The 21,565-nt window shown below is 33.1% G+C and carries 14 protein-coding genes; all 14 read left to right on the top strand.

Features of this window, described 5'->3' with window-relative positions; translation table 11 throughout:
• Positions 1 to 15 precede the first annotated feature (15 nt).
• The 14 genes from FGL89_RS02065 to FGL89_RS02000 all read left to right on the top strand — a co-directional run bounded on the left by FGL89_RS02065 (position 16) and on the right by FGL89_RS02000 (position 21,493).
• Positions 16 to 2,478, top strand: coding sequence for a glycosyltransferase (locus FGL89_RS02065; protein WP_014974062.1), 2,463 nt, complete (start codon positions 16 to 18; stop codon positions 2,476 to 2,478).
• A 1-nt stretch (position 2,479) separates the two neighbouring features.
• Positions 2,480 to 4,570, top strand: coding sequence for a CDP-glycerol glycerophosphotransferase family protein (locus tag FGL89_RS02060; protein WP_014974063.1), 2,091 nt, complete (start codon positions 2,480 to 2,482; stop codon positions 4,568 to 4,570).
• Between the two features lie 13 nt (positions 4,571 to 4,583).
• The gene (locus FGL89_RS02055; RefSeq protein WP_147000326.1) at positions 4,584 to 7,178 is read left to right on the top strand and encodes an XcbB/CpsF family capsular polysaccharide biosynthesis protein; all 2,595 of its coding nucleotides are present in this window, start codon (positions 4,584 to 4,586) and stop codon (positions 7,176 to 7,178) included.
• 90 nt (positions 7,179 to 7,268) lie between these two features.
• Positions 7,269 to 7,685 carry a hypothetical protein gene (locus FGL89_RS02050; RefSeq protein WP_014974066.1) on the top strand — a complete coding sequence of 139 codons (417 nt, stop codon included), beginning with the start codon at positions 7,269 to 7,271 and terminating at the stop codon, positions 7,683 to 7,685.
• Positions 7,682 to 8,110 (top strand): glycerol-3-phosphate cytidylyltransferase, encoded by a 429-nt coding sequence (tagD, locus tag FGL89_RS02045; RefSeq protein WP_014974067.1) that lies wholly within the window; start codon positions 7,682 to 7,684, stop codon positions 8,108 to 8,110. Before FGL89_RS02050 ends, tagD begins: the two co-directional genes overlap by 4 nt.
• Positions 8,111 to 8,267: 157 nt before the next feature.
• On the top strand, positions 8,268 to 11,903 hold the full coding sequence (locus FGL89_RS02040; protein ID WP_014974068.1) for a CDP-glycerol glycerophosphotransferase family protein: 3,636 nt from the start codon (positions 8,268 to 8,270) through the stop codon (positions 11,901 to 11,903).
• Between the two features lie 4 nt (positions 11,904 to 11,907).
• On the top strand, positions 11,908 to 13,665 hold the full coding sequence (locus tag FGL89_RS02035) for a CDP-glycerol glycerophosphotransferase family protein (RefSeq protein ID WP_014974069.1): 1,758 nt from the start codon (positions 11,908 to 11,910) through the stop codon (positions 13,663 to 13,665).
• A gap of 402 nt (positions 13,666 to 14,067) precedes the next feature.
• Positions 14,068 to 14,853, top strand: a complete 786-nt coding sequence (locus FGL89_RS02030; protein WP_014974070.1) for a hypothetical protein — start codon at positions 14,068 to 14,070, stop codon at positions 14,851 to 14,853.
• Between the two features lie 174 nt (positions 14,854 to 15,027).
• Positions 15,028 to 16,101 (top strand): AAA family ATPase, encoded by a 1,074-nt coding sequence (locus FGL89_RS02025; protein WP_147000324.1) that lies wholly within the window; start codon positions 15,028 to 15,030, stop codon positions 16,099 to 16,101.
• Positions 16,102 to 16,196: 95 nt separating this feature from the next.
• Entirely contained in the window at positions 16,197 to 17,150 is a 954-nt protein-coding gene (locus tag FGL89_RS02020) for a 2-dehydropantoate 2-reductase (RefSeq protein ID WP_041773144.1), read from the top strand.
• A gap of 53 nt (positions 17,151 to 17,203) precedes the next feature.
• Positions 17,204 to 17,731, top strand: coding sequence for a peptide-methionine (S)-S-oxide reductase MsrA (gene msrA / locus FGL89_RS02015; RefSeq protein ID WP_014974073.1), 528 nt, complete (start codon positions 17,204 to 17,206; stop codon positions 17,729 to 17,731).
• A gap of 172 nt (positions 17,732 to 17,903) precedes the next feature.
• Complete coding sequence (gene rnz / locus FGL89_RS02010; RefSeq protein ID WP_014974074.1) at positions 17,904 to 18,869, top strand: ribonuclease Z; 966 nt, start codon at positions 17,904 to 17,906, stop codon at positions 18,867 to 18,869.
• An 11-nt stretch (positions 18,870 to 18,880) separates the two neighbouring features.
• Positions 18,881 to 20,845: a single-stranded-DNA-specific exonuclease RecJ gene (gene recJ / locus FGL89_RS02005; RefSeq protein ID WP_014974075.1), complete on the top strand. Its 1,965-nt coding sequence runs from the start codon at positions 18,881 to 18,883 to the stop codon at positions 20,843 to 20,845.
• 117 nt (positions 20,846 to 20,962) lie between these two features.
• Positions 20,963 to 21,493, top strand: coding sequence for an adenine phosphoribosyltransferase (locus FGL89_RS02000; protein ID WP_014974076.1), 531 nt, complete (start codon positions 20,963 to 20,965; stop codon positions 21,491 to 21,493).
• Positions 21,494 to 21,565: the final 72 nt, after the last annotated feature.

Below are 21,565 nucleotides of genomic sequence, written 5' to 3'. Positions count from 1 at the left end.
AGGAATGAATAAATTATGAATCTAAGAAAAAGTTTTAGAAAAGTTGTTCCAGAAAACGTTCGTAAGGCTATGGGTGGCGGGAAAAATAAAAAAAATAACGAAGTGAATGTCCATAAAAAAACTAGCCTTTCTAAGCAAGAAATAATTGAAGGAATACCTCTTGATTTACAAGAAAAATATGGTGAAGCTTTAAGACAATACAAGCAAAGCAAAAATTATAAAGAACGTAGTCTATCAATTCAACTTCTTAAGCAAAAACATTTATTCAATAATGTTACCATCAAATTAAGAAAAAAAGGTCAAATCACAACGGCTATGTTGGTATACATATATAAGGCCTTAGAAAAATCGCGAAATACTTTATATGTAGTTACTGACAGCCCAGAAGATAAGTTACCGATAAATTATAAGAATATAAAGTATGTTAAACCAAATTCATTAGATGAAGTTGAAGTATTAATGACTTCAAAAATAATTATTACTGATGGCGAATTACCAGCATATTTTAATCGCCAAGAGAATCAACAAGTTATTAATCTGGTTAATGATTTTGTGTATGATCTAGATGAAATTGAACGCCCTATACAAAAAGAAAAAGTTAGATTTCAACGTATTTTATTACATTCTTCAAAAATAGTCGTTCCTGTTGGTGTTGATTACAAAAAAATATTTGAAAGATTTTCGATTAAAACATTATATCAAGGAGAAATAGTTACTAATTTTAATGCACTGTCTGAGTTTAACAATATTCAAAATAAAAACTCTAATTTTTTTAATATTCCAACACCTTGGGCAATTAAAAATTATGTCAATCAGGACAAATACAAAAATATTGTATTGGTTGATTTGACATCTGAAAAGACAGCCAAGTTATCTGTTGATGACTTGAAGAAATATATCTATACAATACAAAGTAAATTTCATGAAAGTCTAGTATTGTGTAGGATTAGCGCGCGATACTTTGATTATTTTTATAAAAATAAAGGACTAAGAGATTATATTATAGGTGCTCAGCGAAATATTGAACCCTTTATGGATCAAGTTTCAGTAGTAGTTAGTGACTCTGTAGAACAACTTGCTCAATTTAATAGTTCAGATACATATCAATTGACTGATAATTACTTGATTAATTTTGTTGAAAAAGTTGATTATCCTGAAAAAGTAGATCAAAAGTATTTTGATAATAAAATATCTATCCTGTTATATTCAGGTGGAATGTTTAATAACGGAATAACCTCATCTATTTTGAATTTGTCGAATAAAATTGATTATAGTAAGTACAGTCTTACGATTATTGAGAAGGGTACATTTGATAGCTCTGCTAGCGAAAATGTAAAGAAATTATCTACTAATGTTAATTTAATTCAGCGTTGGGGTATTGGTGCTTTTGATGATTTTGAGCAATTTATACATGATGAAATTAATAAAGGTAGTGGTTTTCAAAGCTGGATGAATGCCGATAAAGTATTCGAAATGTATCAACATGAATTGAAAAGATTCTTAGGAACTGATTCGTTCGATTATTCCATAGATTTTGGCGGCTATACAAGTTATTATGCGTCTATGATATTAGCTGTTAATGCGCAGCAAAAAACCATCTTTTTACATAACGATATGTGGAAAGATTCCCAAAGATTGATAGATGGAAAGTATCCAAATCGTGCAACCTTACTAAGAGTATTTACATTATATAAATTTTTTGATAAGTTGGCTTCGGTTTCTAATGAAGTTATGCATGAAAATATAATTAATTTAGAGCAGTTTGCTTTGGAAAATAAGTTTGTCACAGTAAAAAATCTAATTAATGAAGAAGACATTCATCACAAACTACTTACTCATACAATTTCGGAATTCGAAATGAATAAACAAAAGTATTACCTTGATTTTTCAGACAAATTAATTTCAGCTTCTGGAGTGGTATTGCATGATGAAATAAAAATTGCGCCCGATGATAAAAAATTTACTTTTATTATGGCTGGAAGACTGTCACCTGAAAAAGCTCATAAAAAAATGATGGATGCGTTACGCAGAGTGCTAAATGATGGCTACACTGATGTTGAAGTCTTAATATTGGGTGATGGACCATTGAAAGATAACCTGATTCAATATAGAGATTCATATCAGTTACAACATCATGTTAAATTTGTTGGACAAGTTGGTAATCCGTATTGGTATTTTAAAAACTCAGATAGTTTTTTGATGACATCAGACCATGAAGGACAACCTATGGTATTGTTAGAGGCAAGTGTTGTAGGAATGCCTATTTTGGCTACAGATATTCCTGGGAATCGATCGGTGCTTTCAAAAACCGAAGGTGGTGTGTTAGTTAATAACAACGTAATTTCTTTATACGAAGGAATGAAAAAATTCATTGATAATCGCCATGAACTAGCGATTTCAAGTATTGATGCGGTAAAATACAACAAACAAACGATGGATTTATTTGAACAAACTGTGCTACCTTTGGAGGACAAGTAAGATGGAATCAGTGGATTATGACAAATTAAAGGATAAATTAACGAAAAAGAATCAAATAGAAATTCTTAAAAATAGTTCTGCAAGAAATTTTGAATATTATACGGATCTTTTTTCAAACTCGTCAATTGAATTAGAAAAAAACACAGTTCTTTACGATTCCTTCTTGGGTAAGAGTATGACAGATAATCCATACGCCATGTTTTTGGAGATTATGGACCGTGATATTGATAGTGAAATAAAGCATGTATGGGTTTTGAAACCAGAAATTTCAGAACAAATCAAGCGATTTTGGTCTATGGGAAATGTTTTTTTTGTAACACCATACAGTTTTGAACATATAGAATATCTTGTAAAAGCAAAATATATTGTGACTAATGTTTCTATGCCATACTATTATCAAAAAAGAAGTGGACAAGTGTTAATGAACACATGGCATGGAACTCCTATTAAGGGTATGGGAAAATACATGGGGGGACAGTACGGTCAGTGGGATAATGTTATGCGTAGTTTCCTCATGTCAGACTATATTATTTCGCCTAATAAATACACGACTGATATCATAGCGGATAGTTATGATTTGAATGGTATATATGATGGTAAGATTCTTGAAATTGGATACCCAAGAATTGATTTAATTAAGAGTACTGACAAACAAACAATGATTGATTTTTTGAGTCAAAATAATATCAAGATAAATCCAGATAAGAAAACTTTGTTGTATGCACCAACTTGGCGAGGCCAAGACGCTAATAGAAAAGACATGACTGAGGAATTCAAGCAGAATGTTAATCTTATTAAAGAAAGCTTACCCGATGGTTGGCAATTATTGGCAAAAGCTCATCAATTGGTTTATGATAAAATTAGTAAAGAAAAAGAATTAGCAGATATTCTTATAGCTAATTCAGTTGATACAAGTGAATTATTGTCGGTAGTAGATGGACTAGTGACAGATTATTCTAGCATATTGTTTGATTACTATATTACTGGAAAACCTGTTATTTTGTGGGCTTATGATTTAGATGAATATAAAGCAGATAGGGGATTGCTTCTCGATCTCGATAAGTTGCCAGGAATATTGGCCACGACAGAGACAGTATTAATTAACTCTCTAAATCAATTAGATAATATTGCGATTGAGCGCCAATTGACGAACAAGTTTGTTGAGTATCAAAATAATGATTCTTCTAAAATAGCGGTAGATATTTTATTTGGTAATACCAAAAACTATCAAGACAGAATAACTAATATCAAATCAACAAAAATTAATAAACTTATTTATGTTGATGGATTAGATCAAATTGATGCTCAAGAAAAAATAAATTATATTAATTCTCAAGATTTTAATAAATATAATGTTATTATATTGTCGCGAACAAAACCGACACAAATTACTGCAAATGCTTTAAAGTCAATATCATCACATGCAAAACAGATATTCAGAGTAGGACGTACAGCGGTAACTCAAAATGAGTTTGCAGATTTTGTTATTGCAAATCAATATGAATTAACTCCGGAAATAATTGATGGTGTTCGTCAAGTATTTGAGCGAGAGTTTAAACGGATTGTTCCAGTTGAAAAAATTGATATAATTGAATACTTAGGAAATCAGGATGGCTTTTTCCTCAATTTAATTGGACTTTCAAATTCAGTTAAAAAATTTGTATTCAAATCAACCGATTTTCTTAGAACTCGGGAAAATGCAGCGAAAACTGATTATAATATTTTTCTTGAAACAGTTTTAAAACAGTATCAAGAAATTAAGATTGATGCCTCACCTATTGGAGAAATAGTGAGAAATGAGCAAGTATATAAATTGGTTCCGATTGGGAAGGGAGATTACCTTTTAATCAATCAAGCAGAGGAAAACGTGTTTCTAACGATAGACACTAGTTCTTCAATTAATATTTTGAATTTTGGTAAAATTAATCAATCAAATAATAAAAAGACAAATTTATTCTTGTCTACAAAAGATAAAATTTTAATTTCGAAATTGCATTCAGTTATGCCGGAATTGAGTATTACCAATTTAATTGACTATCCCGTCTTTCAAAAATATTTACTTCAAACAGTTGATCGAGTTGTAGTTATATAGTGGGAGAATACTAATGACAGTTTTTGGAGTTATAGGTAGTTTTAAAGAAAATTCTGAACAAATTATAAGCACCTTACAACGACATGATATATTTCAAAACAAAGGCATTATAAACAAAGTATTAATTTTAGATTACATGCAAAATATGTATCAAGTAGAAGAATTAGTCAACAAATATAGAAGTACTCATGATCAAGATTTTGAAATAATTCATATTACAAAGTGGCTAAGTCAGCGCGGTGAATTTTTTGAAACTCTATCTGGTTTAGATGGTGAGACAAATATTATAGATGAAACTCACACAAAAAACTATGTTGACAAAGGAGTTGAGCGTTGGTTTGTTGATGAATTTAAAAATGTTTTCTTAAAGACAAAAATCCATTTATCTGGTAGTGATTATGTGACCGATCAGTGGTCAATTATTGTAGATGGTGTCGAGACAATATTTAATTCAGAGAAAGCACTTATTCATTTTTTTATGGATAGTATAATTGAAGAAAAAGATAGTCTTATTTTTAATATTTCAAAAATTGCTCCAATTGTAAACAATTTTGTAAAGAAAAGTATAACTAAAATATTTTTTATTGATCATATAAGATCTGAAAAGCTGGGTGATGCGGCTCTGATCAAGAGCATTTATGAATCTTTGATAAATAATCAATTTTTAATTAATAAAGTTGTTACTATAAATGAGGGAGATTATAAAAATACTTTAGAAAGAGGCTTCTCCCAAAAATTGGTGTCGCTTATTCCTGATCATCTCGTAACTAATGAAACAGGTATGATAAATGACTTGATAATATTACTTAACGAGTCCAAAAGTAATGTTCTAACCACAATTAAACTGGATATTTCGAATTTTGAGTTCAAGAAATACAAAAACGATATTATCGAATTACATCATAGTTTGAATAGAGAGTTCATACTTAAAGGAGCAGGACAGAATAAAAAAATTGTTGACATATTGAATTTTCTCGCAGGACTAGATTATATTTTGTATGGGGGAGATACCGACTATTCTGTATTTGTTCAAAGAAAAAAATATACAACTACAAAATTATCTGAATTTAATGAAATATATTATCATTTAGATAGTCCGGATATTCAAAAGAAGCAAACCAATAATGCTAATAAATTAGTCGTATTTTTTTTAAGTTTACCACCATATGACGGTTTGATAAGTAATAACCCTATAGATAGATCATATACTAACATGTTTACTGATATTCAGCGTAGTTTGGTTAAAGATACATTTGTTTTGAGAATTGCGGATTTGAATTTGGTGAGAGGATCCTTTTATGTTAATTCTGTGAATTTCCCCGACTATGAAGATAAGATTCAATCTTTAATTCAAAAAATCAAGATAGAAAATACTATTCCTGATGAGAATGTTGTTATGTTTGGAGCTTCTAGAGGAGCAGTAGGGGCTTTATTGCATGGAGCAAAAATGAATACTAAGGTTGTAGCAGTTGATCCCATCATTAATGATCAAGAATATGTTCAACATCGTGATGATGTTCATTATGTAGGACACAATAGACCAGTAGATTTGACAGATAAATTTGTGAATTATATGGCTAATAGTAAGGCAAATGGTGTAATAATCTCCAATAAATTTATTTCTAAAAATTTTTTGTATTTAAAACGTATCCCATTGCCCATGAGTTTCAAGTTAATTTCTTTGAACGATAACACAGTTAAAGAACATGCAGAGTTTTCAAGAAATTCTGTACCAGAACAGTTAATGTGGCTGAATGCAATGCTGTCTGATGTGCAACTACTTGATAAAAGGGGAGAAAATAAAATGTCAGCTGAAATAGACGAGACCTTTAGTAAAATTTTGTACTATAATAAAGAATCATATAGATTAGAAGCTTTAAAAATGTATGATGATTTACAGCATTTGATTTGGAATAAAATGTTGGACATGGAAGTTACCATGAAACGTATTCAAACTGAAAAACTTAGTATTGCAAGATACGGTGATGGAGAAAATAAACTAATTGCAAATCCTTATTTCAATATTGGATTTCAAAAAAATAATGTACGATTGTCAGATCAATTAAAAGATGTTCTGTTACATCCCGCTAAAAACTTAATGATTGGGCAACCAAGTAAGTTATTTAATGATTCTCATATAAGATTATGGAATGATTCATTTTATGAATTAAAGTATATTCTTGCAAAAACCGAAGCAACTGAATATATTAGTACTCATATTACAAGACCAATGTTTTTTCATTTGTATGGAGAGCATGGAGTCCAGATGTGGCGAAATATTTGGCAAGATCAAAATATTACAATTGTTACTGGTGAAGGGTCAAGATTTGACCTAATCCCAGAACTTTTTGATAATATTAAGTCATCGAAAGTTATTTATACAAAAGCTAAAAATGCATTTTCGGATATAGATAATTTAATTAATAAATTAGAAGTAGATGATGGTGATTTAATACTGGTATCTCTTGGACCAACCGCCTCTATTTTAGCTAATGAAATGGCAAAAAGAGGTAAATGGATTTTAGATGTGGGGCATTTAGCGGCTTCATATAAAAATGTTTTTGATGGTGGAAAGATGCCAGAGGCTCTAGATATTCGTAAGAAATAAAACTATTAATTGTATTCAAATTTCAAGTATTTAGTATACAGCTATAATTTTATATTTAATGATTTATAGTAATCATGAAATGAGGAAAAAATGAAAAAAACAATTTTACTGTCGATATTTTATATTTTGGTTGGTTTAGTTTTTGGTATATTCACTGAAAAATATATACTAAATACTTATATCAACTCAAAAAGCAGTACAAATTTTGCAATTCCTATTGCCAAGTATAAAGTTGTGGATGAAGGGTCTCGAAAGTATTTCGGGGACACTTTAGAAATTGGTAAAGATAAGATGACTAGTGAAAAAAAGCAAAAATGGAATGTAATATCTTCACATCAAGATAACAATAAAGGTATTATTGTATTTCAAAAAAGTAACCAAAATACTGGTAATATTTACAATATATATCACAATAAGAAGAAGAAGGAATTTAAGTTAGTTCATGTGATTGGTGGTCAAGAATCTAAGTCTTCAATTGTTCTTCAAAATAAGGACGTTGCAAAATGAAAAGAATAATAACATACGGTACATTTGATATGCTTCATTATGGGCACATTAATTTATTAAAACGAGCTAAAGAAATGGGTGATTATTTGATTGTTGCCTTATCAACAGATGAATTCAACTGGGACTCTAAACAAAAGAAAACTTATTTTTCGTATGAAAAACGTAAACAATTACTTGAAGCAATTCGTTTTGTTGACTTGGTCATTCCCGAAGAATCTTGGGATCAAAAAACAAAAGATGTGAAATTATATCAAGCGGATAAATTCGTAATGGGTGATGATTGGCGTGGACAATTTGATTTTATTCAAGAAGAAACAGATACAGAAGTTGTATATTTAGAACGAACACCCGAAATTTCGACGACACAAATTAAAAAAGATTTAAATGCTAAAAACTTGGCGACCAAGCACGAATCCAAAATTTGACAACATAATAATGACTGCATGGTTGTGAGGACAAGATGGTATCGTTTGTTACAGCTGTGGTCATTTTTTTGTATGTTAATTATTTTTATCTTTTTTGGCTACTAGGAACGTGTTGTAAAATTATTATTGTAATTCTCAAATATTAAGGTGAATTTATATGAATAAACAAAGCTTAAAAAAAGTAGCGAAAATTGCAAGAAGGTCGTTACCACGCTATTATAGTGAAAATAAAAAAGCTAGGTTATATTATGTTAAACATTGGCAATCTGCAAAAATAAAAGAAAAGACTATTTTATATGAAGTTCGAGATGGTCAATCTATGACAGACTCGCCGTTAGCGCTATTTCTTTACATAGTAGGACAACCAGAATTTAAATATTGGCAGCACGTGTGGGTTGTCAGATCAGAATCTGTTAAAAATGAGTTACTAGTGAACATACCAGAAAAATTTCATGATCTAATAACGTACGTTGTTCGTGATAGTGTGGATTATTCAAAATGGTTATTGGCGGCAAAATATCTGATAACCAACTCAACTTTCAATTTTTTTTGGCATAAGCGAGCAGGACAAATATATGTTAATACGTGGCATGGGACACCATTGAAGTATATGGGATATGATATTCCTGGCAATAAAACATCTTTAAAAAACGTACAACGTAATTTGTTGATGACGGATTTTTTGATTTCACCCAACAAACACACAACACATATATTTTTTGATAGATATAAATTAAATGGGCTATATCAAGGCCAAATTCTTGAATCTGGTTATCCTCGTAATGATGTATTACAAAAAAGAGATGCAACTATTAAAGACCAGCTAATTGAGGCAGGATTGGTGTTGTTAAATAAACCGATTGTTTTATATACCCCAACTTGGAAGGGAACATCAATTAATAACCCGGCTGGTAGTTTAGAGCAAATTTATTCGGAAGTGATGTATTTACAAAGTAAGCATCCAGATTTACAGATATTATTGAAAGTTCACCCATACGCCTATCAACAAGCAAAATCATATGAAAAACTACGTAAGTTGCTAATTCCAGACCAATTTGATCCAGGGCGTGTATTATCCATTACAGACATACTTATTACTGATTATTCTAGTATTTTTTTCGATTTTGAGATTACTGAACGACCAATCATTTTTTATACATGGGATAAAGAACAATATCAAAATTATCGTGGTATGTATTTTGAAGATGACGAATTACCAGGTCCAGTTCTAGATTCAATTAAAGATGTCAGTGACTATTTATCGCGTGTTAAAAATATAAAACAAACAAGTCAATATAGTGGCAGGAAACTGATGACTAGTCACGATGATGGACAAGTGACAAAACGAATTGTTAATCGTATTTTTAAAAAAATCAATGATGATAAAATTAGTGATATTACCACAGTAGAAAAGAAGAAAAAAATACTGATCTTTTCAGGTGGCATGGTAAATAATGGCATTTCGTCAAGTTTAATTAATTTGACGAAAAATATTGATTATGGAAAATGCGATGTGTCCATATTGGCCTATGATAGTAATCAAACTGAAAAGGTTAACAATATTAATCGCCTTGATAACCATGTAAGATTGATTTATCGAATGGGTACACCAGCATTTACATTATTTGAGCAAGTATGTGATTTGATTATCACAAAATTTGGTATTAATTTTTGGACCAGCATATTTTATCCAAAGCGAGCCTACCAAAGAGAAGCACATCGTTTATTATCAGGATATCAATTTGATACAGCCATTGATTTTTCAGGTTATTCGTTCAATGGGGCCAAAATAATTGCAGAAGCGAACGCTAAAAATAAAATCATTTTCCAACATAATGATTTATGGTCAGATGCTCATAAAGTTGTTAATGGTATCAAACCAAACTTTGATTCACTTATGGCACTGTTTTCGCTTTACTTTAAATTTAATAAAATCATCAGTGTGTCAGAGTCTTTATCAGAAATAAACGCAAAAAAACTGAATAAATATATCAAAGATGAGCAAGTGAATTACCTAGAAAACACTTTAAACTTGGAGTGCAAGAGTGACATTAAGCGGGCTGATGATCAGAATATTATTATTACTGATATTGATCGCATAGCTCGTGTGAACAATAAAGCATTGGAAGCATATCAATCAATCAAAGATATAACAAATAATCATAGCGTAGTTTATCAAACGCATGGAACAGAATTCCGAGCTGTATCAAGAGTACAATATCTTAATTCCACATTTTTTAGAATCACAGAGGATGGATTGCCTAGTATGTGGTTAAATGCTGATAATGTTGAGATAGATACACAAGAATATATTTTATCTGAGGAAGATCGGGAGCAAGTTGGTTGGTTGAAAAAAAATAATCAATATATTTGGACAGCACCATTTGGTGTCAATGAAGATGTTCAAATTATCGGTCGAGGTTGGTTAATGGAATATACCTTTGTTAATGTTACAAAGAAGGTGAATACTACTGATGGACTATATTTAAGAATCAAATTACCCAAAATGAAGCAGCAAGGTTATATTAAAGCAAGTAGTTTACAATTACTAGCCCAATCGAATATGACAGTTATTCAGAAAATTTGGAATAGATTATTTAATAAGCAAATTGAATTCTCATTTGTCCCAATTAATCAGGCAATTATTGTAACAGAAAATGCTACAACTTATGTTCAACCACAAGGACTAATGAAACGCTTTGATAAAATTAATAAAAAAGTCCGCATGTTACCAATGCAAATGGCTAATGCTAAAGCAACAACAAAATTAGGCGATTTTTATCGTATTGGTGAAATTGATAATATGGTTTGGGTTGCTGATAAAGATGTGAAATTGTTCAATGCAAAAATTTCTTTTTCTGGCTATAATACTACCATTAGTGAAATAAGTAATTCTGAAAATGGTAAGTTGGATATGTCGGAGACCAGTTACTTTACAACGGAGAATTTTGGAGAAGAAATAGAAAAAAGACAACTTATTGCACGATTTAAAAATTCAAGTGGTACATGGCAATTTTTGTGTAATCAGGATCATACACTTCGAATTGTTCCTCAAGAACAAGAAAATCAAGTGACAAGAAAGGCTATGAATATGCTAGAAGACAGTAGCCTTACTGAGAAACAAATTCTAAAAAAACATTCAATTGCATATTCAAATATTGATCTTGTAGAGGTTAGCAAACCAAAAAAATATGGTTCGTTTATATCTCATCGGCAGCACAATGTACTCGAAACTATTGATGAAATAGAAGACTGGGTTAAGTTTAATAATATTGTTCAATCTCAGGCGTTTATATTTTCAACAATGGGTCGGTTTTCTCCTGAAAAAAACCAAATCATGTTGATTAAAGCTTTTTTGAAAATCATGACTGAAGTCAGCACAAGTTCGTATCTTGTCTTTCTGGGTGAAGGCAAGATGAAAAAAGATGTTGAACAATTAGTTGAAATTTATGGTATCCGAGATCATGTTTTGTTTTTAGGTCAGGTAGAAAACCCTCAAAATATTATAAAACGTACAGATGCTTTTGTTTTACCGTCAGCGTTTGAAGGGCAGCCAATGGTATTACTTGAGGTAATGTCGATGAAAGTACCAATTATTGCATCAAATATTAAAGCAAATTTTGGCGTACTAGGTGATCAAAAATATGGTATGTTAATAAATGATTTCTCAGTAGATGGCCTAGCAGAATCTATGATGAATAGCATGCTATATCAATATATATTTGATGAGTTTGATCCAGAGTCGTATAATGAACAAGTTATGAAGCGATTCGATTCACTAATTGGAGAGTAATATTATGGTAGTTGAACAGCTTGATAAGAAACATCAGAAGGTGAAAGCTGTGTATTTTCAATCTAAATGCATACAAATCATAAATGTTTTTAAAAGCATCGATACTCGAGAAAATATCTCAGCGTTATCGACAGGAATATTAGATGACCATACACATGTATTGAGCATGTCAGAAAATGCTAGAATTATTAATTTTTGGAATGAACGCAATACCTCTGAATTTTTTATAAAGGTACAAATTGATACTAATATCACGCCATATATTGTAGGGTGGCAATTAAAGCCTAATAACGATAACTTGATGGGGACAGTAGTTACCACAAAAAATATGACAAAAAAGGGAAAGAAGACCGAGGTTTTAATTTCTTTTTCACTAGATCAAATAAAAAGTGTTGCACAGTATTGGCACTTAATGCTAACAGTACGTGATCATCAAGGTCAAAAACATATTACTACTATTACTAAAAGTAACTGGAAAACTAAAATCAAATTATTACCAGACGGTTATAGGCATTCTAAAAAATATAAAGATGAAGTCATTTATCCCACGATTCAATCAAATATGCATTTTGTCATCGAGGCACGGCAAATAACAAAGTATGAACAGTTTAAGTATATTAGAAGGTCTTGGCTAGCCTATTCTCTTGTTTTAATATTTTTACCATTAATTAGATATTTAAATATTTGGGTTTTTTTTGAAAAGAATGCGACATCGGCTCATGAAAATGCGTGGTTAACATTTAAAAGAATGCGGGAAATGTACCCGCAGCGATTGATATATTATGCAATAACTCGTGATACAAAAAGTAAATTAAATATAACAGACAAGAATATTATTATATTAGGTACGTGGAAATATTATTTTATTATTTATCTAACAAAGTTATTGCTTTCTTCAGAGACGAGATACCATGTTTTAGGGGATTCGCAATTTCATCGATCGATGCTTGTGAATAAGATGTCAAAAAAAGTTCATATTTTTTTACAACATGGTATGAATGGTATTAAAGATGTCCCAATGTTTCATTATGGACACGGACAAATTGACTTTTTGATTGCAGCTAGTAATTGGGAAAAAGAATTGATTATAAAAGAGTGGCATTACCCTGATAATCGTGTATTTGTTACAGGTCTTCCTAGATGGGATGAACTAGTACCTGAAATGTTGTCACACAACGTTATTACATTTATGCCAACATGGCAGCCAGATATTGCAAATTTAACACAAAATATGTTTGAGAATACTGCCTTTTATAAGACATATAAGACTTTATTCGAAAGCAGTCAGTTTGTTAATTATATGAGTCAAAATAATATTGATGTTCATCTGATATTGCATCCTAAATTTTTACGCTATTCTCAATCATTTAAAAAACTAAAACATGTAACAATTAATGTGAGTAGTGATATCACGACCTTAATTTCAAAATCACAAATATTAGTAACTGATTATTCCAGTACAGCTTGGGATTCATTGTATCTGGGCCGTAAAGTGATATTTTTTCGCTATGCTGACCTACATAATAATAATGGATTAAATGTTAACACGATTGGAACTGTAGTGAATGATTCAGCTAGCCTTATTGCGGCTCTGATAGAAAGTAATGATCATACTCATAACCAATTAGAATCATATTTTGAACCAAAGAGTCCAAATAATACACAACGAGTAATTGAAAAATTGATGATAAATCAAAAGAAATTTAAAATACATACTTTCACTTATCTTAATCGAAAGTTGATTAAGATAATCAAAAGATGACATAGTATCTTGATTTTTTAGATAATATGCGTTTTGAACAAGGAATAATCAAATTCTTCATATAGATAAACGGATTCTGATTTTTGTGTTTAGTTAAGCGAAGAATTTTGAAAAATTACTGATAACATGTAAGTATTGATTGATATAAAATAATGTATGCAATTTATAGTACAAGTACGGGATAAATTTGCGTCACATAGTTCAATAAAATAATAAAAGAGACGTTAATTATACGTCTCTTTTATTATTTTATTGAATATAGTAGAGTATCAGATTAGTCCATTTTTAAAAATAATAAAAAACTGATAACTAAAATGAAAAAAATGAAAGCGTTTTCAATTATATTGTGATATAATTATAGATGTAATGAAAGCCAAAACAGTAAGAACAATGGAGGAACTTATGAAAAGTGTCTATTTAGAAGAATTCATGAAGAACGTTACTCAAAAGAGTAAGCACATTGAACGGACTGTCAGTATCTATTTCAGATCTAGTGACAATTTTGCTGAAAACAAGTCACGTTGGAATCAAATTCAGAAAAAAATTAGTTCTGACGTCAATGAGCAATCATTTGAAGATGCCATGGCAAAGTACCGATTGACTGAATTGAGACAAGTGACTTCAGCTATTTTCGTTATAGGTGAGGATGTACTTGTTTATACTAGTCCACATCTTGAAATTGATAATGATGAAGTTACTGTGGGTAGCACGCCACAACTGGAACGGTTAGAAGCTTTAAGTGTTAAGTTCCCAACTAGTTTAGTTTTGGATGTTGATTATGAATCTATTACTGTCTTTTTCGTCGATGATCGTGGTATCGAAGACATCACCGAAGAATTTGGCGACTTGACATTACAGAGTTATCTTGGCAGTGAATTCCGTATTGGTAAAAGTAATCATGTATCTGTCGGTAATAAAGCTGTTGCCGTTCATGGACATAATCCAGCAAAAGAAATTAAAAAGAACGATCAAATCAGGTTTTATCAAGGCGCTTCACCAGATATTGTACGATTTATCGATGATAACTATAAAGGAATACCGGTTATTTTAGGTGGCGCTTCTCAGAATATTAGTACATTTTCCGATGCAGTGGGAAAAAACTTACTACAGAAGTTAAACGATAAAAAAATTGATGGTCATTTTAATGCCAAAAATGAAATTTATGAAGCTTATCAAAATCTTTTTTGAAATGAAAAAATATGATGAATAAATAGAAGATAGCGACTATATTGGTCGTTATCTTTTTTACGCCATGAGTGCTTACAGAGAAAATAATAACTCAAATATAGTATCGGGCGTATAATAGTCAGTAGAATATTGAAAATAAGAAGTTGAGCTACAGTCACGGAAATGAAAGGTGCGATGTTAAAGACAGCCAATTTACGTACAATTGCCGATAATGTCGATCAAGTGGCAATTAGACAATATCTGATTAATCGTGGTATTTTATCTCTCCGTGAGCAAGAATTGCAGGGTATTGTCAGATTAGTTAGTTATTTTGCAGGTGAGCAAGTTGATTTAAATCACGTTTATATCGGTTATAGTATGCCGGAAATTAGTAAGGAATTTGACTTACTACTCTTTGATAAATCACATCATATTATCAATATTGAATTAAAAAGTGATGTCAACTATGCAGAAGAAAAAGTGGAAAAGCAACTGATTAACAATAAATATTACTTAGCTGCTGTTGCAACATCGGTTAAATTATTTACTTATAATTCTGATTCAGATAGATTGTATACATTGAATCATCAAAATAAATTAACATCTTTTAGCATGTTGTCGATGGCTAGTTTTTTGAATTCGGAGTTTTACAAGCGTATGATAGCTTTTAAAAGTGTTGATTTAGGAGATTTAGATCAGATTTTTAATGCCAAATCGTATCTTGTGTCACCATTTCAGCAAACATTTGAATTTCTAAAAGGAAACTACACGCTGACACATCATCAAAGATTACTGCAAGATGAGATGCTAGCCACGCAAAACAGCGGTATTTATGCGGTGAGGACACCAGCGGGTATTGGGAAACCATTAATGCTGTATGACACTTTTAAGCAAGTTAGAAAGGTTAATGCTGCGTTACTTGTACACGTTGGCAAGCTGAATGCGACTCAGGAAGGTTTAAGACGTCACCAAGGTTGGCAAATTTTACCAATCCGACAGTTCATTAAAAAATTGAAAGCAGCAAAACTACAAGCATTCGACTATATTTTTGTTGATGAAGCACAGAAATTATCTGTCAAAAATGTCAACACAATGTGTCGGTATTTTGCAAAAAATACCGCAATCGTTTTCTTAATTGGTGACCCAAATCAAAAGTCCAAAACGTCAGATAATAACAACTATTATTTTTCAACTATTATGCCAGCCTTTGGCAATGAAAATGTTAAAGCATTAAAGCTGACTCATTCTGCTTTTGACACTAAAAAATAATAATGGTCAGTGCTTAAACACCTTTATAAAAATATGATAAGCTAGAAAAAAGGACTATGGAGGAGACGTACCTTACGGTACGTAACGTATTAACTATGAAAATAGCAATTGCAGGTTTCGGGGCACTAGGTGCACGTTTGGGTGTCAAGTTACAAAGTGCAGGACATGAGGTGATCGGTATTGATGGTTGGGCAGCACACATTGCAGCTATTAATACAGATGGTTTGACAGTTGTTCATGAGGACAATGCACCCAAAAAATATTATCTGCCTGTTATGACACCAAAAGAGGTTGACGGTGAATTTGATTTAATTATTTTACTCACTAAAACGCCACAGTTAAATCGTATGTTAACTGACATTCAACCAATCATCACACCAAAAACAAAACTACTTGTACTTTCAAATGGATTAGGTAATATTGAAATCATGGCACAGCATGTGGCACGTGACCAAATTTTGGCCGGTGTGACGTTGTGGACATCTACATTAGTCAAGCCCGGTGAAATTCACACAACAGGTAGTGGTTCGATTAAACTACAAGCGATTGGTGAATCTGATATCACGCCTATTGTAGATGCGATGAACGAAGCTCACTTAAATGTGGCAACAACAAATGACGTGTTAACTGCTATTTGGCATAAAGCAGGCATTAATTCAGTGCTCAACCCATTGTCGGTGTTACTAAATGCAAGTCTTGCTGAGTTTGGTACTGCTAGTAATGCCATGGACATGGCTTTAAACATTCTCGAAGAGATTCGAGAGGTAGGTGCGACACGTGGTATTAAAGTTGATATTAACGCCATTATTGCCGACCTAATCAAACTCATACGTCCTGAAAATGCCGGTAACCATTATCCATCAATGTATCAAGATATTAAAAACGGTAAATATACGGAGATTGATTTCTTGAACGGTTATTTTGCTAAAGTAGGACGTCAAGAGAATGTACCAACACCGTTCAATACTTTGGTCACACGCATGATACATGCCAAAGAGGATATTGAACGCGTGAAGCTGGCTAAACAACAAGAGACTTTTGAAATTTAATATTCACTATAGTAAAATAAGTGAAATAAGGTGTTTTTCCTTGGAGGAAAATAATGACAAAAAGAATTGAAACTGCGGTGTTTGCTGGTGGCTGTTTCTGGTGCATGGTGGCACCATTTGATAGCTTGCCAGGCATTGTGAAAGTGCGTTCTGGCTACACTGGTGGGCATACAGAGAACCCAACATATGAAACAGTCAGTTCACATACTACTGGACATACCGAAGCAGTTAAGATTTGGTTTGATCCTGAGGTGCTTAGTTATGCAGATCTTGTCGAGATTTATTGGGAACAGACTGATCCCACTGATGCCATGGGTCAATTCCAAGATCGTGGTGATAACTATCGGCCTGTTATTTTTGTAGCTGATGAGGAACAACGTCAGATTGCGAAAAAATCAAAGACTAATCTGGTGGCTTCAGGTCGGTTTAATCAACCAATCGTGACCACAATTGAAGCAGTTAAGCCGTTTTATGAGGCGGAAGAATACCATCAAGATTTTTACAAGAAAGAACCTACGCGTGAAGCCTTAGAGATGGAACAACGCTTAGCGTTTAAGCAAGCAAATTGGACAAAAAAATAAGCAGCGTGAGCTGTTTTTTTAATTTGTATTGGGATTGTGACTATATCATGTGTTGTAATATGGTAAAATAGTTAAGTTATGGGCAACAAATTGTTGTCGAATTCATGAGGAGAAATGTATTTACTATCCTGGCTATTAACAAGCCGGATTTTAGCTAAATGCTTTAAATAACATGCAACTTGAATTCTTAGGTACTGGTTCTGGTCAACCATCAAAATTTAGAAATGTTACCAGTATCGCTCTACGCTTACTAGATGAGCGTAATGCGGTATGGTTATTTGATGTCGGTGAAGCAACACAACATCAAATTTTAAAAACAACTTTGCGACCCCGTAAGGTTGAAAAAATTTTTATATCACACTTACATGGTGATCACATTTTTGGCTTACCAGGTTTTTTGAGCTCACGATCATTTCAAGGTGCTAATAAAAATGAACCACTAACTATATATGGACCAAAAGGTGTTGAAGAGTTTGTTGAAACATCATTACGTGTATCTGAGACAAGACTGTCTTATCCGGTCGTCTATGTTGAAATACAAGAAGGTGTCATTTTTGAAGATAGTACCTTTAAAGTTATTGCTGCAAAAATGCGACATCGTATTACTTCTTGGGGATTTCGCGTTGAAGAAAAAGATCATCCAGGAGAGTTGTTAGTTGAGAAACTACGTGACTTGAATGTCCCATCTGGACCTGTTTTTGGGCAACTAAAGGCAGGAAAGCGCGTGACATTGTCAGATGGACGGACGTTGGATGGCGCTGACTTCATTGGTGAGGCGCAAAAAGGTCGAGTAGTTACATTCATTCTTGACACGCGACCTAACGATAACATTGCCACATTAGCTTATCAGGCAGATGTTTTAGTACACGAAAGTACTTATGGTGCGAGTGAAGAAGAAGCGAAAATGGCTAAGGCGCATGCGCATTCGACCAGTGTCAATGCTGCAAATGTTGCACGACGCGCACATGTGGATAAATTAATTTTAACTCATTTATCTGCACGTTACATTGGGCCTATGGTCAAGTCACTGATTTCCGATGTCCGCCGTATTTTCCCAAATACCATGGTAGCTAGAGATCTTGATATTGTGGATATTCCACTCAGAAAAGTATCAGAAAAGGGCACAAAAAAGAAATAAAGAAGGTTCCAATGAGTCAAAAAAATTGGCATATACTACCACAACCATCTGAAAAATCCGTTAAGCAACTGACAACACAATTAAATATTGATCATTTAACTGCGACGATTGTCGCACAAAAAGGTTACACAACACCAGAGACGGCGTTTCAGTATTTACAACCAAGTATTGAACAGCTTCATGATCCTATGGCACTACATGACATGGATAAAGCTTTTGAACGCTTAACTGAGGCAGCATTTGGTGGTGAAAAGATTGTTGTTTATGGTGATTATGATTTAGATGGGGTCACAAGCACAGCAGTTATGGTGGAAGCGCTTGAAGTATTAGGCGCCGATGTCACAGCTTATATTCCCAATCGCTTCACTGACGGTTATGGCCCCAACATTGATGTTTATAAGCGGTTGATTGCTGACGGTGCGCAAGTGATTGTGACAGTCGACAATGGTATGAGCGGGCATGAAGCCGTTGCTTATGCCATGAGTCAGGGTGTTGATGTGATTATTACTGATCATCATGAAATGGCACCTACATTACCTGAAGCTTACGCAGTAATACATCCAAGGCACCCCGAAGGTCACTATCCATTTCATGATTTATCAGGTGTAGGCATGGCCTTCAAGGTCGCACAAGCTTTACTGACGGATGGGCAGGCGATTAGTGATCGTTCCGATCTACCAACGGAAATGCTTGATTTAGTAGCTTTAGGTGAAATTGCCGATATGGTTTCATTAACTGATGAAAATCGGACACTTGTTTCCTGGGGATTAAAGCAACTAAGTACCAGTCCACGACCAGGATTATCTGCATTGCTCAAAAATGCTGGTCAAGCAGCCAATGAACCTATTATTTCAGAAACTGTTTCCTTTAAAATCGCGCCACGCTTAAATGCTGTGGGACGTTTAGGGGATGCTAAATTAGCCCTTGATTTACTTTTGAGTCAAGATCCTGATGAAGCAGCGGAATTGGCATCACAAATTGAAGCTATTAATGCGCAACGTCAAGAAATTGTGGAAGAAGTATTTGGTGCGGCTAAACAAATGGCTTTATCTGAAGCACACCAAAACGACGAGGTTTTGATTATATCAGGGATTGATTGGCATCAAGGTGTTTTAGGTATTGTTGCCAGTCGGTTAGTTGAATTATTACACAAGCCAGCCATTGTTTTAAGTTTGGTTGTTGGTAATTATAAAGGGTCTGGTCGTAGTTATGGTGATTTTGATCTTTATGCATTGATGAGTCAGTATCGTGACTTATATGATACCTTTGGTGGGCATGCGAATGCTTTGGGATTATCGATTTCAGAAGATAATTTAGTGATATTGCGTCTGCGAATCGCTACATTATCAGCACTTAACATTCGAGAAAAGCCTGTGACAATTAATTTGACACTACCCGCAAGTGATATGACAACATCGCTTTATGATGGTTTAACACTCTTGGAGCCATTTGGAACCGATAACCCACAGCCGGTTTTTGAGGTTAAGCAAGCACCAATTACCAAGGTGATCACAATGGGGAAATCTAAACAGCATATTAAGCTGACGTTGAACAACCAAGTGGACGCTGTAGGCTTTAACCATCCTGACTGGGCTGCGAGCATGCTGAATCAAAAAAGCATGTCCTTTGTTGCGACGATGGGGTTGAACTATTTTCGTGGCAAGAAACAGCTACAATTACTATTAACGGATGTTGATTTGCCAGTAATTGTTGAAAATGATGCACATAAACAATTTTTTTCGCAAGTATACAAGTTTATTTACACACACCAAGACTTGAATTTTGCGCAAAACTTGGATAAAATAGCAAAGCAACTATATATCAACAAAACTGACCTCAATATTATGGTGCAAGTCTTTATCGAACTTGGTTTTGTGCAAGTGATTAATAGTGGGTTTGTCAAAATTATTCCTAACGCACCACAAAGAGACTTAACAGAGTCAACGACTTATCAAAAGTTTTTGGCGAAACGTTAATGATTAAATAGAAAGCATGAGTGACGTTAGCAGTTTTTGGTCTTGATAATCTTTAATATCAATTATTTGTTTGGTGACCAATAATCTAGCAACAAGACGTACACTTTGAGAAAGAAAATGACAGTAGATTTACACAATTATGTAGCAACGGTAGAAAATTTTCCGGAAATCGGTGTAGATTTTCGTGACATATCACCCTTAATGGGTGACGGTTTGGCATATAAGCAAGCTATTGATTCAATTGCTGACTTTGCTAAGAATTTAGACGTTGATTTAGTTGCTGGTCCAGAATCACGTGGCTTTATCGTGGGCTCACCTTTAGCTTATGCCTTGAATATTGGTTTTATTCCAGCTAGAAAAGGTGGTAAATTGCCTCGTGAAGCTGAACGTGCTTCTTATACATTGGAGTACGGTGGTGAAAATATTCTCGAAATTCATAAGGATGCAATCAAGCCAGGACAGCGTGTATTAATTGTTGATGATTTGCTAGCCACAGGTGGAACTATCAATGCCACACGTGAAATTATTGAAAAACTCGGTGGTGTCGTAGCTGGTGTCGCATTTATTATTGAATTAGAAGCTTTGCATGGTCGTGACAAGATTATGCAGGCGGGGGATGTACCTTTCCTTACTTTGATGACATATTGATAGTTAAAAAATGCAGACCGATTCTGATATTCTCATGAGCTTTAATCATCATGAGAGTATCAGAATCGGTCT

The organism is Leuconostoc carnosum (assembly GCF_007954525.1).
Taxonomy (GTDB): domain Bacteria; phylum Bacillota; class Bacilli; order Lactobacillales; family Lactobacillaceae; genus Leuconostoc; species Leuconostoc carnosum.
The sequence above is the reverse complement of the archived record's forward strand: the minus strand, read 5'-3'. Positions and strand labels throughout refer to the sequence as shown.